The sequence below is a fragment of the Streptomyces sp. sk2.1 genome (assembly GCF_008120935.1).
Taxonomy (GTDB): Bacteria; Actinomycetota; Actinomycetes; order Streptomycetales; family Streptomycetaceae; genus Streptomyces.
Genome location: NZ_RDBO01000051.1, coordinates 1 through 15712, shown reverse-complemented (window position 1 = coordinate 15712; position 15712 = coordinate 1). Strand labels below are relative to the sequence as shown.

The window sequence follows — 15712 nt, the reverse complement described above, 5'->3', positions numbered from 1 at the left end:
ATGCGCCTCCCACGGCACGGGGGCGGACGCCGGGACGTGCCCCGCGTCCGCCCTTGTCGTCACTGTCCGGCCCCGGCGGTGCCGGCCCCCGCGTGCCGGTCGCATCAGGTGCCGACTGCGCCGGAACGCGCCGGTTCAGCGCGTCGGGCGCTTCTCGATCGTCTGCCGTTCGCGGTTCTTCGCCTCTTCCTCGCGGACCACGACCTTCTTGATCTCCATGTGCCCCTCCCTTCCGCGTTCGCTCTCAAGTCCGTTGACGTTAGGGACCGTTACCCGGGACCGCAAGAGTGCCTCCCGAGGGCGGCGGGACGCACGGGACGGCTGGTGAACACGGACGCGGGCGGTCCGGTTCGCCGGAGCCGCCGCCCGCGCACGGCAGGTACGGCCCGACATCCATCGAATGATCGTTTGACCGTTTTGATTCAAAATTGATCAATCTCTTGACCCTTATCGATCAGTCGATCAGGATTCCCAGTGATCCGATTCAGGACAGGAGTCGGGACGGCGCTCACCCGTCCGCGAGGCGACGGGCCACGACGACCGGTACGGCCGGTCACCGGGCCGCGGGCGACGGCCCGCCCGTCCCGTACGACGCGAAAGGCTGGCATCTCCCGCATGACCGATCCCCACCCGGGCCCCCCGTTCGAACTCCCCGCCGACGACCGGGCCGCCGGCCCGTACACCGGCTACACCCGCGCGCACTGGGAGGCCGCGGCGGACGGGCTGCTCCGGGCCGCCTGGCGGTGGGCCACCCCGGGCGGCGCGCTGCTGGACCTGCCGGGCCGGCCGTCCGTGTCCGGGGTGCGTTCCGACGGCCTGGAGGGCTACGCCCGCACGTTCCTCGCCGCCGCCTTCCGGGTGGCGGGCGCGAACGGCGCGGACCCGCACGGCTGGCTCGACCGGTACGCCGACGGGCTCGCGGCCGGCACCCGGGCCCCCGGCCGGGACGACGCCGAGTCCTGGCCGCTGATCCGCGACCACGCCGTCTTCGGCCAGCCGATGGTCGAGTCCGCCTCGGTCGCCATCGGGCTGCGGCTGACCCGGCCGTGGCTGTGGGACCGGCTGGACCCCGGGGTGCAGGACCGTGCCGCGCGGTGGCTGCGCGACGCGCTGCTCCACACCCCCGCCCCCAACAACTGGTACCTGTTCCCCTACTCCGTGGCCGGATTCCTGGAGTCCGTGGGCCGGGGCGACGCGGTGACCGCGCGGGCGAAGCAGCGCGCCCTGGACCTGCTGGAGGGCTGGTACCGGGGGGACGGCTGGTACTCGGACGGCGACGGGCGTGCCTTCGACCACTACAACGGCTGGGCGCTGCACCTCTACCCCGTGCTGGACGCGCACCTGTCGGGCGACGCGGAGCTTTCCGCACACTACGGGGCCCGGCTGCGCGAGCACCTGGAGGGCTTCTCGCTGCTGTTCGGCGGCGACGGCGCCCCGATCCACTTCGGCCGCTCGCTGCCGTACCGCTTCGCCGCAGCCTCGTCGGTCGCGCTCGGCGCCGTCACCGGGCACACGCCGCTGACGCCGGGCACCTCGCGGCGGGTGGTCAACGGTGCGCTGCGCTACTTCCTGGACCGGGGCGCGGCCGGTGCGGACGGGCTGCTGAGCCTGGGCTGGCACGGCCCGCACGAGGCGTCGTTGCAGAGCTACTCGGGCCCCGCCTCGCCGTACTGGGCGTCCAAGGCGTTCGTCGCGCTGCTCGCCCCCGAGGACCACCCGCTGTGGACCGCGACCGAGGAGCCCGCGCCGAGCGAGGGCCCCGACCGGGTGCTCGCCCTGCCCGCCCCCGGACTGCTCGTCCAGTCCACCCGCGCGGACGGGATCGTACGGCTGCACAACCACGGCAGCGACCACGTGCGCCCGCACGAGGGCGAGGCGGAGGTTCAGGACGACCCGCTGTACAGCCGGCAGTCGTACTCCACTGTGACCGGTCCCACGGCGCGGGGGAACGTCGCGGACAACCACCTGGCCGTGGTCGTCGGCGGGGCGCGCAGCGGCCGCCGGGTCGTCCGCGCGCTGGGCGCCGGTGCGGGCGACGGCTGGGGGTGGGCCGCCTCCTGGCATCGCCCGGTGTTCGCGTCCGCTCCGGTGATGGTGCCGGGGATGCGCGTGGAGAGCGTCACCGTGGCCCGCGGCCGGTACGAGCTGCGGGTGCACCGGGTGCTCGGCGCCCCGCCCGGGGCCCGGGTGGAGCAGACCGGCTGGGCGACCGGCCGCGACGACACGGTGGTCTCCGCGCTGCACGGCCTGTACGGCTGGGAGAACCGGGACGAGGTGCGGGCGCCCCAGGGCACCGCGTACACCCCCTGGGCGGTGGTGCCCCGGCTGTCCGCGGCGGCGGAGGGCACGGTGCTGCTGGTGGCGCTCGGTTCGCTGACCGCGGAGCCCGACGCGACGCCGCTGGACGCGGTGGTGAGCGGGGTGGACGTGGACGGGGACACGGTGGAGGTCCGCTGGGCCGAGGACGCGGCGACGACCCGTGTCGTCCTCGACCCGCTGTCGGTCACGCACGGCTGAGCCCCGGGGCGCGCGGTCCGGCGACCGCGCGCCCGTGCGCTCACACGTCCGTCCGGATCACCACCGCCAGCGTGCGCGGGCCGTGCACGCCCTCCACCCGTTCCAGTTCGATGTCGGACGTGGCCGAGGGGCCGCTGATCAGTGTGGTCGGCCGGCCGGGCACCAGCCGCGCCACCGCCTCCGGAACGCCGACCTCGACCTTGGACAGGTCGACGACGCACACGTGCAGGTCGGGCACGAGGGACAGCGCCCGGCGTCCCTGGTCGGGCGAGCCGTCGAGGAAGATGGTGCCCGTCTCGGCGCAGCCGACGGCCGAGGCCGTGACGACCCCGTCCAGCTCGCCGAGCCGGGGGGCCGGGATGGTGTCGGAGTCCTGCTGGACCTCGCCGCCGTATCCGCCGAGCCACTGTTCGTCGAGTCCGGCCGGCGCGCCGATCCGCCGGGCCCCGCGTTCCCGCAGCACCTCGGCGAGGACCTGGGCGGTGCGGTCGGCGGTGCAGGTGTGCACCGTCGCCCGGTAGTCGACGAGCCGGTCGGTGAACAGGGCCAGGCGTTCCTCGTCGGGGAGGGTGCGGCCGGTGCGGTAGGCGCGCGGGACGGTGACGTCCCGGGCGGGGGCGAGGGCCAGGGCGTCCTTGATCCGGCCCAGTACCGTGTCACGGGCGGTCGTCACGCGTCCTCCTCCTTCTTCCGGTCCTTCTCGTTCCTCCGGTGCTCGTCGGCGGCGGCCCGCATCGTCGCGGCGCCCTCGGCCGATGCCAGCCAGGAGCGGAAGGTCTGCTTCGGCGGGGCGGCGGTGTCCCGGCTGTCGCTCCAGCCGTCGAACGGCGGCGGCAGGTGCGAGATCCGCCCGTCGCGGCCGCCCAGCACCCGGCCGAGCCCCGCGCCCTTCTGCGCCGCCGTGAAGAGCTTCGGGTGCTTCATGACGGTGGCCGCGGCCCTCATGGCGAGCTTCTCGGCGGTGACACCGGCCTGCTCGGTGTTCTGGTGGCGCAGTTCGACCAGCAGCGACGGGATGTCGATCTTGACCGGACAGGCGTCGAAGCAGGCGCCGCAGAGGCTGGAGGCGTACGGCAGCGAGCTGTTGGGGTCGTTCCTGGCCGCGTGCATCCCCGCGAGCTGCGGTGTCAGGACGGCCCCGATCGGCCCGGGGTACGTCGAGCCGTACGCGTGGCCGCCGGTCCGTTCGTACACCGGGCAGACGTTGAGACAGGCCGAGCAGCGGATGCAGTTGAGCGCCTCGCGGCCGATCCGGTCGGCGAGCGCGGCGGTGCGTCCGTTGTCGAGCAGGACCAGGTGGAAGTTCTGCGGCCCGTCGCCCGGCGTCACGCCGGTCCACAGCGAGGTGTACGGGTTCATCCGCTCGCCGGTGGAGGAGCGGGGCAGCAACTGGAGGAAGACCTCCAGGTCCTGATGGCGCGGCAGCACCTTCTCGATGCCCATGACGGTGATCAGGGTGTCGGGCATCGTCAGGCACATGCGGCCGTTGCCCTCGGACTCCACGACGGACAGGGTTCCGGTCTCGGCGATGCCGAAGTTGGCGCCGGAGATCGCGACCTCGGTGGTCATGAACTTCTCGCGCAGATAGGCGCGGGCGGCGGCGGCGAGGTGCGCGGGCACGTTGTCCAGGCCCGGGTCGACGCCCGGGATCTCCTTGAGGAAGATCTGCCGGATCTCGTCGCGGTTGCGGTGGATCGCGGGCACCAGGATGTGCGACGGCTTGTCGTGCGCGAGCTGGACGATCAGTTCGGCGAGGTCCGTCTCGTACGGGGTGATGCCGACCGATTCGAGGTGCTCGTTGAGGCCGATCTCCTGGGTGGCCATCGACTTGACCTTGATGACGTCGCTGCTGCCCGTCTCCTCGACCAGCCGGGCGACGATCTCGTTGGCCTCGGCGCCGTCGCGCGCCCAGTGGACGGTGCCGCCGCGCTCGGTGACCTTCCGCTCCAGTTGTTCCAGGAGTTCGGGGAGCCGGTTCATGGTGTCGGTCTTGATGGCCGAACCGGCATCGCGCAGCGCCTCCCAGTCGGGCAGTTCGCCGGTGACGTCGAGGCGTTTGGCGCGGATGGTGCGGGTGGCGCGGCCGAGGTTGCGGCGCAGTTGTTCGTTGCGCAGCTCGTCGTGCGCGGCACGGGGGAACTTCCGGTCGCCGCGCAGGTTGCCCGTCCCGTACGGGGAACGGGGCGGGGGTGCGGGCATGCCGAGGAAGGTACTGCTCATCGGACGGCCTCCGTCGGGACGTACGGCGAGGTGCGGGTGGCGGAGAGGATCTGGGCGAGGTGCAGGGTGCGGGTGCCCGACCCGATCCGGGAGAGCCCGCCGCCGATGTGCATCAGGCAGGACGAGTCGCCCGCCGTGCAGACACCGGCACCGGTCGCGGCGATGTTGCGCATCTTGTCCTGGAGCATCGCGGTGGACGTCTCGGCGTTCTTGACGGCGAAGGTGCCGCCGAATCCGCAGCAGGAGTCGGCCTCCGGCAGCTCGACGAGGTCGATCGAGTCGACGGCGCGCAGCAGCTTCAGCGGCTTGTCGCCGACGCGGAGCATGCGCAGGGAGTGGCAGGTGGGGTGGTACGTCACCCGGTGCGGGAAGTACGCGCCGACGTCCTCGGCGCCCAGGACGTCGACGAGGAGCTCCGACAGTTCGTACGTCTTGGCCTTGACGTCGGCCACGCCCGACCGGAGCGCCGCGTCCCCGTACCGCTCGGCGACGATCTCGTGCTGGTGGCGGACCGAGCCCGCGCAGGAACCGGACGGCATGACGACGGCCTCGATCGAGGCGTCGCCGAACTGGTCCGCGAAGTTCCGCACCAGGGGCAGGGGTTCGCGCTGGTAGCCGGTGTTGACGTGCATCTGGCCGCAGCAGGTCTGCCCCGGCGGGAAGACCACGTCGTGGCCCAGGCGGGCGAGCAGGACCGCGGTCGATTTCACCGCCTCGGGGAAGAGGGTGTCTCCCAGACAGGTGGCGAAGAGTCCGATGCGCATGGGTCTCTCCGATCGTTTCTCCAGTTTTATGGTCCGACCATACTAGCCTCGGTCCGAAACGTGAAGGCAACGACGCGCACACGGAGGCCGGAGCGCGGGCCTCTTAAGTCATGCACCTGACAAGAATGGACGGAGGCGGCCGCCGACTTCACGGACCGGGCCGCCGGGCGCCGTCTCACTCGTGGCCGGAGTTCCCGTCGACCAGCGTGCCGTGCAGGCTGCGGATGTGCTTCTCGACCAGGTCCGCGGCCTTCGCCCCCTGCCCCGCCCGCACCAGGTCGAGCAGCTCGGCGTGTTCCGCGTCGAGTGCGGCGGCCGTGGCCGGCCAGTCCTCCGCCTCCTCCAGCGCCCGCAGGATCAGCGGCCGCACCGACTCACGGACGGCGGAGGTGAGCGTGGAGGTCAGTTCGTTGCCGGAGCTGCGGGCGACGTGCACGTGGAAGCGGGTGTCCAGGTCGTTGAACTCGGCCACCCCGACGCCCGGTTCGCCCATCCGCGCGACCAGCGCCTCCGCCTCGTCGAGATCCTCCGCCGAGGCGTGTCGCGCGGCCGCCTCGAAGCTGGACCGCTCCAGCACGACCCGCGCCTCCAGGACGTCCTCCAGGCTGTAGCTGCCCAGGGCGAAGTGCAGGCGCAGCAGCCGCCCGAGCGCGTCGTCGGGGTTGCGCACGATCCGCGCCCCGGCGTCCGGCCCCCGGCCCGGCTGCGCGACCAGCACGCCGATGGTCTCCAGCACCCTCAGCGCCTCGCGCAGCGCGGACCGGCTGACCCCGAGCACGGGGGCGAGCTCACGCTCGGGCGGCAGCCGGTCGCCCGCCCGGAGCTCGCCGGAGAACACCCGCTCCTCGATGCTCTGGAGCACGAGCTCATGCGTACGGGACTGTCGTACGGGTTGCCATTCGACGGGCATCCGTCACCCCCTGCCTCGGCCGGAATCGTCCGGTTGCCGTCGCTTCTGCTGCCCGACCCTCCACTATGTCACACACCGCGTATGGTCGGACCAAAGCTCCGGCGCCGTTCGGGCACCCGTCCGCGTCCCTCCCTCCGGCCCTTCCGGGTTCAGTAGGTGACGACGATGCGGCGGCCCACCCCGTCCACCTCGATCTGCCCGCCGTACGGAATGACCAGCTGCGGGTCGGTGTGGCCGAGGTCGACGTCGAGGACGGCCATGGTCCCGGGGGCGTACTCGTCCAACGCCCGCAGGACCGCCTGCCGTTGCTCCTCGCGGTACCGCTCCCCCTCCTCGATGCCGAGCGGCTGGTCGAACGACCAGTTCTTGGCCCGGGCCATGAGGAGGGCCGGGAACCGGGCGAGCAGCCCCCGCTCCCCCATGCTCCGCAGGATCCAGTAGACCTCGTCGGCCGTCGGCATCTCCTCGGACGTCTCCAGGAACAGCACCCGCCCCTCGTAGCCGTCCACCGGCCCGATCTCGCGATCGGCCATCAGCAGCCAGGAAAGGATCTCCACGTTCCCGCCCCAGCTCGCGCCCTTCACGGTCCGGCCGTCGGCGTTGTGCCAGATCCAGCCGTCGCAGGGGAGCATCTCGGGTTCGGAGTCGAAGGTCCCCGGGTCCTCCCACCGGCCGTTCGCGCCGTTGGTCTCCTTGGGCGGGGTGAGCTCGAAGGCGCCGTGGGTGAAGAGCGCGGCCCGCAGGGACTCGGCGGTCAGCGGGTGCATCGCGCCGGGCCGCCCGAGCTCGCACATCACCGTGCCGCCGTGGTAGCCGACGATGCCCAGGTTGTCGAGGAACACCAGCAGGTTGGTGTTGTCGCTGTACCCGAAGAAGGGCTTGGGGTTGGCGCGCAGCAGGTCGCGGTCCAGGTACGGCAGCACGGTGATCTGGTCGTCACCGCCGATGCTGGAGATCACGGCCTTGATGTCGGGGTCGGCGAACGCCGCGTGGATGTCGGCCGCCCGTTCCTGCGGGGTGGAGCCCATCTTCCGCGTCGTCGGGTACTCCACCGGTTCGAGCCCGAACTCCTCGCGGAGCCTGCGCAGCCCCAACTCGTGGGGCAGGGGCAGGAGACCGGGAAGGCCGGAGGAGGGGGACAGCACGGCGACGCGATCACCGGGCACGGGCTTGGCCGGGTACTGGTTGCTCGACATCCGCTGAGCGTAGGCGGCTCCCCGGACGGCGTCGTCATAATTTCGGCCCGCCCGTCCACCTGTCCGCCGTCCGCCCCTCAGTCGTCGAAGGATCCGTGGCGGCCCGCGCCGCTCCCGAACCGTTCGGCACCGGCCCGCGTCTCCCCCGCGGTCAGTGGCACCAGACCGTGCCGGTACTCCGCGGCCAGCGCCTCCGGCTCGCCCAGGCCGTGCTGTTCGAGCACCGACAACCGGTCGTGACGCAGGCACAACTGCGGGAAGGCGGCGATCTCCCGGGCCAGCCGCTCCGCCGCCCCGCGCGCCCCGCCGGGCGGCACGATCCGGTTGGCGAGCCCCATGGCGTACGCCTCGGAGGCCGGGACGGGCCGCCCGGTGAGGATCATGTCCATGGCCCGGCTCTCACCGATCAGGCGTGGCAGCCGTACCGTTCCGCCGTCCACCAGCGGCACGCCCCAGCGGCGGCAGAACACCCCGAACACCGCGTCCTCCTCGGCCACCCGGAGATCGCACCAGAGGGCCAGTTCCAGGCCCCCGGCCACCGCGTGGCCGGCGACCGCCGCGATGACGGGCTTGCCCAGGCGCATCCGGGTCGGCCCCATCGGCCCGTCGCCGTCGGCCAGGACCTCGTTGCCCCGTTCCGTGCCGATGCCCTTCAGATCGGCGCCCGCGCAGAACGTACCGCCCTCGCCCCACAGCACGGCGACGGACGCGTCCGGGTCGTCGTCGAACTCGCGGAAGGCGTCGGCCAGTCGGCTCGCGGTCGGTCCGTCCACGGCGTTGCGGACCTCGGGCCGGCTCAGGATCACCGTGAACACGGCGCCGTCGCGCTCGATCCGCACCGCAGGTCGTTCACTCATCGTTCGGCCTCCCACAGAGGATCGCGCGGGGACGGCGGAGCGCCCCGCCCCCATCGGCACAGCTGATTCATACGATTCTCACGCAACCGTTCTACGGTGGGGCCCGTGACCCAGATGAGTCCGCCCGGCTGGCACCCAGACCCCGGGCACACAGGAACAGGCCCCGTCCACGAACGCTGGTGGGACGGCACCCGGTGGACCGATCACCTCCGGCTGCCTCCCGCCGAGGCCCGGCGCCGCCGGACGCGCGTCGGCATCGGTCTCACCGCCGGCGTGGTGGCCCTCGCCGTCGTCGGGGGCGGCGTCCTCCTCTGGTCGGACCGCTCCGACGGCTCCGGGAAGCACGCGTCCGCGACACCGTCGGCCCCGCCCTCCGACGACACCGGACGCGGACCGGGCGCGCCGGGGGGCGAGGACCGGGACGGGGCCCCCGGGCAGCGGACCCCGCAGGCGGAGGACGGCTACGCCACGGACCTGGCCAGCGGCATCGGTCTCCCGGTGCTCGACGGCTGGAAGGGCACCTCGGGCATCGCGGGCGCGGGAGTGACCACGGGCGAGTACCCCTGCCCCGGCGACACGTCCGAGAAGTGCGTGCGCGGCGGGGTCTTCTCCACGCCCGCGAAGGCGCTGGAGCTCGACACCACGACGCCCAGGGCCACGGCGTTGAAGGACATCTCCGCCAACGCCTCCGATTCGTACGGCGAGAAGATCTACGGGGGCATCACCTCGCACGAGGAGCTCAAGTCGGAGGCGGTCACCGTGGCCGGCGAGAAGGGGTACCTGGTGCGCTGGAAGGTCGTGACGAAGAACGGCGACGACGGGTACGTCCAGTCGCTGGCCTTCCCGTCCCCCCGTGCCGATGACATGCTGATCGTCGTCCGTTCCGGTTTCGACGTCAGTTCCGAGGCCCCGGCGCTCTCCGTGATGGACGAGATCACCAAGGGCATCAAGGCCGCCCGGGGGACGGGCGGAGGCCCCGGCACCACGGTGTAGGGGCGGTCGCGGGCGCCGGGTATCGGACACACATACGCATGAGTACGACGGGCCCACCGGGCTGAGTACGGCGGCCCATCCCCCGGACGGGCCGCCGGAGGTCCAATGGCGGCATGCTTCCCGACACCCCGCACCGCCCCCGCCTCCAGCACGTGACCGCCGCCGGCACGACCCTGGCCGTGACCCTGGCCCCGCTGGTGATCGGGGTGCTGCTCGCCAAGGCCGCGGCGGCGGACCCGATGGCTCCGGTGAACGCGCTGGTGACGCGGGGCGGGCAGCCCGTTCCCCTCTCGCCCGCGCAGTGGCGCAGGTGCGGCAGGCAGGCGCTGCGCCGTTGGAAGGACCCGCTGCACGCCTGCGGGCGCCCCGGCGCCCTCGTCGTACGGCGGCGTCCCGGGCTGCGGGAGCCGCGCCGTACGGCGGAATCGCTGCCGGTCGAGCGCTGATCCGGCGACGGGTCCGGCGCCCGGGTCGCCCCGGGGGCCGGACCCGTCGGCGCGTCAGACCCGTCGGCAGTGCAGGAACAGCTGCGGTTCGGTCGCCGCGGCCTCGTGGTCCGGGGTGAACAGGGTGCTCTGCTCCCACACGACCGAGAAACCGGCCCCGGTGACCAGTTCGGTGAACTCCTCCGGGCCGAAGCTGGTCGCCCGCACCGGCTGCCCCATGAAGACGACCTCGACGTCCTCCACGTCCAGGGGCACCGTCGCGACGACCAGCTGGCCTCCGGGGACCAGCAGCCGCCGTGCCTTGCGCAGCAGCCGGGATTGTTCGTCGCGGGACATCTGCAGCAGCGAGAAGTAGATGCAGACGGCGTCGAAACTCCCTTCCTCCAGGGGGAGTTCGAGGATGTCCGCACATTCGAAGACCGCTTCCGGCACCTGTCGGGCCGCCAGTTCGACCATGACGGGCGAGACGTCGACCCCCAGCACCCGGTGGCCCGCCCCGACCAGGGCCCGCGCGGTCGGCCGTCCCGTTCCGCTGCCGACGTCCAGGACCCGGCTGTGCGGTGCGAGCCGGTCCAGCAATCGGCTCAACGAGGCGTGATGGGCGGCGGATTCACCGAACGCCCGCTCGTAGTCCGCGCCCAGGGCGTCGAACACCGTGGCGGCGGTGAGACCGTGCTCCTCGTCCATCGTTGTGGTTCCTTCCCCTTTGCCCCGTGCCATGTGCCGGGATCGTTTCATCAATCGAAGCGGCCTTCAACGCCCGTCCCCGTCACGGGACATGAGGTCGAACGGGAAGACGGGGCGGACGAATATCCGGTTTACCGACCGGTCCGGGGTTCACTACAGTCGCCACGAATCGCGCACCACGACGGCCTCGTGGCGCGTGCCGTGACGAGTGGGGGGAGACCGGTCGTGCGCCACCGCGCCGCTGTCGTCGTCCCCCGTTCACGGTACGAGGTGATCCTGGTGTCCTCGTGCGCCCGGTGCCGGCTGCGCGGCCCGCACCGGACACCCGCGACGAACGACTGACCCCCGAGGAACCACCGGCGCCGAAGCGCCCGCGCCATCGCGCCCCGCCCGATGCGGGGCGCCGCGTCAGGGGCCTCGTGCGGCCCGGTCACGGGCCGGTTCGTCCGGGAAATCGCGCCGACCCGTTCCGGATTCACTCCGAAAGGCCATGGGCCGTGCGTACCGACCTCCACCGTCTTCCCACCGGCGCCCCGACCGACGTCCGCAACCTGGGCATCCTCGCCCACGTCGACGCCGGGAAGACCACCGTCACCGAACGGATCCTCCATCTGACCGGCGCCGTCCACAAACGCGGCGAGGTCCACGACGGCACCACCGTCACCGACTTCGACCCCCAGGAACGCGACCGCGGGATCACCATCTTCGCCGCCGCGGTGAGCTGCGTCTGGGACGGTCACCGGATCAACCTCATCGACACCCCGGGCCACGTCGACTTCTCCGACGAGGTGGAGCGCTCGCTGCGGGTGCTCGACGGCGCGGTCGCGGTGTTCGACGCCGTCGCGGGCGTCGAGCCGCAGAGCGAGTCGGTGTGGCGGCAGGCGGACCGGCACGGGGTGCCGCGGATCGCCTTCGTGAACAAGCTGGACCGGGCCGGTGCCGACCTCGACACCGCGGTCGCGTCGATCGGGGAGCGGCTGCACACGGTTCCGCTGGTGGTCCAGCTGCCGATCGGCAGCGAGGGCGACTTCACCGGCGTGGTGGACCTGGTGCGCATGCGGGCGCTGGTGTGGGCCGACGGCGACGGTGCCGAGGAGCGGCCGGTACCGGACTCCCTGCGCGAGGAGGCGCACCGGCGCAGGCGGCTCCTGGAGGAGGCCGTGGCGGAACTCCATCCGGCCGCGCTGGAGGAGTTCTGCGAGCGGTCGGCGCTCGGGGAACGGACCCTGGGCGCCGCGCTGCGCGACCTCACCCGCACCGGGGAGGGCGTGGTGGTGCTGTGCGGATCCGCCTACCGCAACCGCGGTGTCGAACCGCTGCTGGAGGCCGTCGTGTCCTACCTGCCCTCCCCGCGGGACGTTCCGGCGGTGCGCGGCACCCTGGACGGCGCGGTGCGGGAACGCGCGGCCGATCCGGCGGCGCCGTTCGCCGCGCTGGTGTTCAAGGTGACCTCGACGGCCACCGGCCGCCTGAACTGCCTGCGGGTGTACTCGGGAACGCTGCGGAAGGGGGACACGGTGCTGGACGCGGGCGCCGGGCGCACCGAGCGGGTGGGCCGCATCCTGAGGGTGCAGGCCGACCGGCACACCGATGTGGACACGGCGGTGGCCGGGGACATCGTCGCGGTGATCGGGCTCAGGAGCGGCCGGGCCGGTACCACCCTGTGCGATCCGGCGGCGCCCCTGGTCCTCGAACCGCCGTCCGCGGCCGAGCCGGTCGTCTCCGTGGCGGTGGAGGCCCGCCGGAGCACCGACACCGAACGGCTGGTGACGGCGCTGGCCCGGCTGGTCGAGGAGGATCCCTCGCTGCGGGTGCGGACCGATCCCGAGACCGGGCAGACGGTGCTGTCGGGCATGGGGGAACTGCATCTGGAGGTCGCGGTGGAGAAGATCCGTCGTGCTCACGGCCTGGAGATCGGCGTCGGCCGGCCGCGGGTGGCCTGCCGGGAGACGGTCGTGCGCGGGGTGTCCGGGCTGGTGTACCGGCACGTGAAGCAGGACGGCGGGGCCGGACAGTTCGCCCGTGTCGTCCTCGACGTGGAACCGTCGGACCCCACCGGCGAACGCGCCGGTGACGACGGCGGCTTCGTGTTCGCGTCGACCGTCGTCGGCGGGCGGGTGCCGCAGGAGTACGTCCGGGCGGTGGAGGCGGGCTGCCGGGACGCCCTGGCCGAGGGGCCGCTCGGCGGGCATCCGGTGACCGGGCTGCGGGTCGTGCTGACCGACGGGGCCACCCACTCCAAGGACTCCTCGGAGATGGCGTTCCGCACGGCCGGCCGGTTCGCGCTGCGCGAGGCGTTGCGCGCCTGCGCGATGGTGGTGCTGGAGCCGGTGGCGGAGGTCGCCGTCACGGTGCCGGACGACGCCGTGGGCGGGGTGCTCGGCGATCTGGCGGCGCGGCGCGGCCGGGTCTCGGGTTCGACCACCCGGGCGGGCACCTCGGTGATCACCGCGACCGTGCCGCTGGCGGAGCTGTTCGGCTACGCGACCCGGCTGCGCAGCCGGACGCAGGGCCGGGGCACCTTCACCACCCGTCCCGCGGGCCACGCCCCGGCGCCCGCCGGCACACCGGTCCGGTAGCGGGGGCCGGCCCCGGTCCCGTCCCCGTCGGGGCGGGACCGGGGCCGGGGCCTTCCGGAGCCGGCGCGGACGCGCCGGGGCCCGGCGCCCCCGCCGCTACGGATGTGCCGGGATCACGCAGTCGTCCTCCTGCGCGGGGGCGCGCCCGGTCGGCCAGGCCACCCCTCGAACGTCAGCTTCTTCGAGCCGGGTTCGAGGTGGACCACGGACAGGGCCTTGTTGTACGGGTTGCCCGCGTTGGTGAGGCAGATCCAGCCACTGGCACCCCGGACGCGCAGATCGGCGTTCAGCTTGCCGAGGTCCTTGCGGATCCGGTCGGCCGTCGGCACTTCCTGCCCGCTGGTGTGGACCGCCCGCGCCAGCGCCCTGGACGCGGTCAGGACGACGTCGTACGTGACGACGGTGCGTCCGTCGTCGAGGTAGACGTCGCCGATGGCTCCGCCCTGTGCCGTGATGTCGCGCCGCAGGGCGGCCATGGCGTCCTGGGCCTCCCGGAGGTACAGCGGCGGGCGCTGCGTCTTCCGGCCCGGGCCCTTCTGCCACTTCGCGAGTTCGATGGACCACGCGTCGGGGTGTGCCGGGGCCGCGTAGCGGATGGTGACGGACGGTTTGCCGGAGCCGGGATCGCCCTGGAGCAGGACCCGGTGGCCGTCGTCGAGCCGCTGGTCGAGCGTCGTGGCGTCGGAGCCGGTGATCACGGTGTACGACTTCTTCTCGCGGCAGTAGGTGGTGGCCAGTTTGTTCACGAAGAGCTTCAGGTGCAGGGCCCGGCCGGCGAAGTAGACGACATGGGCGTTGGAGCGGCAGATGTTGCCCGCGAAGTCCTCGAACTCGTTGGGGGTGACGCCCGCCTCCTCGACCCCGGGGGACTCGAAGCGCATGTCCTGGACCCCGCCCCGGCCCTTGGCCGCCCTGGCCTCGGTGAAGGCGTCCCGCAACGAGCGGTTGTAGTCGTCGCCCGGCCGTTCGTCGGTGACCAGCGCCGTCTCCGTCCCCGCCAGGCCGGGGTCGAAGGCGAGGAGCGCGCGGGCCTGGTCCTTGGTGGTGGACACCACCCGGGCGAGGCCGGGGAACGGGACCTTCTGCCGGCCCTCCGGGTTGGAGAAGTCGTCGGCCGTCACCACGCTCGCGACGGCGGGCAGCTTCAGCGTGTTGGTCACGTACGCGAGGGCTTCCTTGGTCTTCGTCAGGCTGAGGTTGAAGCCGACGACCGCCCTCAGGTCCGGTTCCTGCCGCGCGAGTTGATCGACCGTCGTCCTCCACTGCCCGTACGCCCTGCCGGGGTTCGCGAGGACGAGGCGGATGGGCGGCTTCGCGGCGTCGGCCCCGTTCGCCCCGGCCTGGGCCAGGTAGGCGCCCTGCACCTCGCTGAGGATCTGCCGCCGCACCGCCGGGTTGTCCGACTCCATCGGGATGAGCAGGGCGACCGTCGCGTGCTTCTTGCCGGCGACCGCCCTGTTCTGTTCCGCGATGTGCGCGAAGACCTCGGGCATGCCCTTGACCCCGGGCATGAACACACCGCTGCCGTCGGAGACGCCCAGGCACTCCGCGCCGTGGACCTGGAGTCCCCTGCCGCAGCTCTCCGGCTCGCGGAAGAAGCCGTAGTAGACGCCGAGGCCGGACGCGACGAGTGCCAGGGCCGTGACCACGGCGGTCACCGGCCCCAGGATCCGGCGTCCCGGCCGGCCGGCGGGCAGCGGTTCGGGCGTCTCCTCCAGCGCGACCTGGACCAGCCGGCTGGGCAGCGGGGTGTGGTCGCCCAGGCTCCGCAGCTCCCCGACCCGCACCCGCTCGGCGAAGCGCTCGCGGAGCGCCCGGGCGAGCCCGTCCGGCGGCACCGGCGGCCCGGCGCCCTCCTCGGGCGTGGCCCCGCCGGGTTGCGAGGTGGTGACGACCACCGGGTACACGCGCAGGCCGCGGGACTCCCCGTCGTACGCCGCGATGAGCCGGTCCCGGATGATCCGCCGCGCGGGGACGGTGTCCACGTCCGGCAGGAGGAGGACGGGGCGGCGCGCCCGGTTGAGCCGGCGGACGATCCCGTAGTGCGCGTCGATGTCGGCGAGCAGCGCCTCGACGAGCAGCGACTGCTTCGCCTCCGCCGGTTCCTCGCGCAGGCGTTCCAGTTGCTCGCAGACCGCCTCGAAGGTGCGTTGCCGGGGAAAGCGCTCGGTGCCGTACCAGCGGACCGTCCGGTGGTGGGGGAACCGGAAGGCATTGACCACCTTCAGCAGCAGGCCGACCAGTCCGCCCATGCCCTCGCTGACGTACGGGTCCTCCAGGAGGGGGTCGATCCGGGGGCGCAGTTCGGGCAGCGTCTGCCGGCGCTCCTCGGTGATCGCCTCCCTGATCTGCCTCTTCAGGTCCCCGATCTGCCGCGGCCGGGACTGGGTGGGGACCGGCTGCCACTCGTGGAGCGCCGTGCGGGCGGCGGCGAAGCGCGGGAAGACTATCGGCAGGCCGTGGGCCACCCGGCCCCCGTACCCGCAGCCCTCGGTCATCGCCTGCAACTGCTCGACGACCAGGGCCTCCTGATCATCCCGGTC

The 15712-nt window shown here is 73.0% G+C and carries 13 protein-coding genes; 4 read left to right on the top strand and 9 right to left on the bottom strand.

Features of this window, described 5'->3' with window-relative positions; translation table 11 throughout:
• Nucleotides 1-135 precede the first annotated feature (135 nt).
• Nucleotides 136-285, bottom strand: a complete 150-nt coding sequence (locus tag EAO76_RS44615; RefSeq protein WP_187438668.1) for a hypothetical protein — start codon at nucleotides 283-285, stop codon at nucleotides 136-138.
• Between the two features lie 330 nt (nucleotides 286-615).
• Between EAO76_RS44615 and EAO76_RS16845 the strand changes: the two genes are divergently transcribed.
• Nucleotides 616-2517 (top strand): DUF2264 domain-containing protein, encoded by a 1902-nt coding sequence (locus EAO76_RS16845; protein ID WP_148836785.1) that lies wholly within the window; start codon nucleotides 616-618, stop codon nucleotides 2515-2517.
• A 40-nt stretch (nucleotides 2518-2557) separates the two neighbouring features.
• Here the strand turns inward: EAO76_RS16845 and EAO76_RS16840 are convergent, their stop codons facing one another.
• The 6 genes from EAO76_RS16840 to EAO76_RS16815 form a co-directional block, all read right to left on the bottom strand.
• Nucleotides 2558-3190, bottom strand: a complete 633-nt coding sequence (locus tag EAO76_RS16840; RefSeq protein ID WP_148836784.1) for an LUD domain-containing protein — start codon at nucleotides 3188-3190, stop codon at nucleotides 2558-2560.
• Nucleotides 3187-4737 (bottom strand): lactate utilization protein B, encoded by a 1551-nt coding sequence (locus EAO76_RS16835; RefSeq protein WP_148836783.1) that lies wholly within the window; start codon nucleotides 4735-4737, stop codon nucleotides 3187-3189. The genes EAO76_RS16840 and EAO76_RS16835 overlap by 4 nt, the downstream gene beginning before the upstream one ends.
• Entirely contained in the window at nucleotides 4734-5501 is a 768-nt protein-coding gene (locus EAO76_RS16830) for a (Fe-S)-binding protein (RefSeq protein ID WP_148836782.1), read from the bottom strand. Before EAO76_RS16830 ends, EAO76_RS16835 begins: the two co-directional genes overlap by 4 nt.
• Before the next feature lie 175 nt (nucleotides 5502-5676).
• Nucleotides 5677-6411 carry a FadR/GntR family transcriptional regulator gene (locus EAO76_RS16825; RefSeq protein ID WP_148836781.1) on the bottom strand — a complete coding sequence of 245 codons (735 nt, stop codon included), beginning with the start codon at nucleotides 6409-6411 and terminating at the stop codon, nucleotides 5677-5679.
• A 149-nt stretch (nucleotides 6412-6560) separates the two neighbouring features.
• On the bottom strand, nucleotides 6561-7607 hold the full coding sequence (locus tag EAO76_RS16820; protein ID WP_148836780.1) for a S66 peptidase family protein: 1047 nt from the start codon (nucleotides 7605-7607) through the stop codon (nucleotides 6561-6563).
• A 77-nt stretch (nucleotides 7608-7684) separates the two neighbouring features.
• Entirely contained in the window at nucleotides 7685-8464 is a 780-nt protein-coding gene (locus tag EAO76_RS16815; protein ID WP_148836779.1) for a crotonase/enoyl-CoA hydratase family protein, read from the bottom strand.
• 114 nt (nucleotides 8465-8578) lie between these two features.
• Here EAO76_RS16815 and EAO76_RS16810 point away from each other — a divergent pair, with 114 nt between their 5' ends.
• Entirely contained in the window at nucleotides 8579-9457 is an 879-nt protein-coding gene (locus EAO76_RS16810) for a DUF2510 domain-containing protein (protein WP_148836802.1), read from the top strand.
• A gap of 113 nt (nucleotides 9458-9570) precedes the next feature.
• Nucleotides 9571-9903 carry a hypothetical protein gene (locus tag EAO76_RS16805; RefSeq protein ID WP_262375534.1) on the top strand — a complete coding sequence of 111 codons (333 nt, stop codon included), beginning with the start codon at nucleotides 9571-9573 and terminating at the stop codon, nucleotides 9901-9903.
• A 54-nt stretch (nucleotides 9904-9957) separates the two neighbouring features.
• Here EAO76_RS16805 and EAO76_RS16800 read toward each other — a convergent pair whose 3' ends face one another.
• Nucleotides 9958-10590, bottom strand: coding sequence for a class I SAM-dependent methyltransferase (locus tag EAO76_RS16800; RefSeq protein ID WP_148836778.1), 633 nt, complete (start codon nucleotides 10588-10590; stop codon nucleotides 9958-9960).
• 497 nt (nucleotides 10591-11087) lie between these two features.
• On the opposite strand from EAO76_RS16800, the gene fusA reads away from it, so the two are divergent.
• Complete coding sequence (gene fusA / locus EAO76_RS16795; RefSeq protein ID WP_148836777.1) at nucleotides 11088-13169, top strand: elongation factor G; 2082 nt, start codon at nucleotides 11088-11090, stop codon at nucleotides 13167-13169.
• A 113-nt stretch (nucleotides 13170-13282) separates the two neighbouring features.
• Here the strand turns inward: fusA and EAO76_RS44610 are convergent.
• Nucleotides 13283-15712, bottom strand: a 2430-nt coding sequence (locus tag EAO76_RS44610) for an ABC transporter substrate-binding protein (RefSeq protein ID WP_187438667.1), incomplete at its 5' end; no start/stop codon positions are given.

Bases quoted from the DNA above. Each gene is read 5' to 3' on its own strand.
- EAO76_RS16810 (WP_148836802.1), top strand. From the start codon at position 8,579: ATGAGTCCGCCCGGCTGGCACCCAGACCCCGGGCACACAGGAACAGGC.
- EAO76_RS16815 (WP_148836779.1), bottom strand. From the start codon at position 8,464: ATGAGTGAACGACCTGCGGTGCGGATCGAGCGCGACGGCGCCGTGTTC.
- EAO76_RS16820 (WP_148836780.1), bottom strand. From the start codon at position 7,607: ATGTCGAGCAACCAGTACCCGGCCAAGCCCGTGCCCGGTGATCGCGTC.
- EAO76_RS16845 (WP_148836785.1), top strand. From the start codon at position 616: ATGACCGATCCCCACCCGGGCCCCCCGTTCGAACTCCCCGCCGACGAC.
- EAO76_RS16825 (WP_148836781.1), bottom strand. From the start codon at position 6,411: ATGCCCGTCGAATGGCAACCCGTACGACAGTCCCGTACGCATGAGCTC.
- EAO76_RS16830 (WP_148836782.1), bottom strand. From the start codon at position 5,501: ATGCGCATCGGACTCTTCGCCACCTGTCTGGGAGACACCCTCTTCCCC.
- EAO76_RS16835 (WP_148836783.1), bottom strand. From the start codon at position 4,737: ATGAGCAGTACCTTCCTCGGCATGCCCGCACCCCCGCCCCGTTCCCCG.
- EAO76_RS16805 (WP_262375534.1), top strand. From the start codon at position 9,571: ATGCTTCCCGACACCCCGCACCGCCCCCGCCTCCAGCACGTGACCGCC.
- EAO76_RS16800 (WP_148836778.1), bottom strand. From the start codon at position 10,590: ATGGACGAGGAGCACGGTCTCACCGCCGCCACGGTGTTCGACGCCCTG.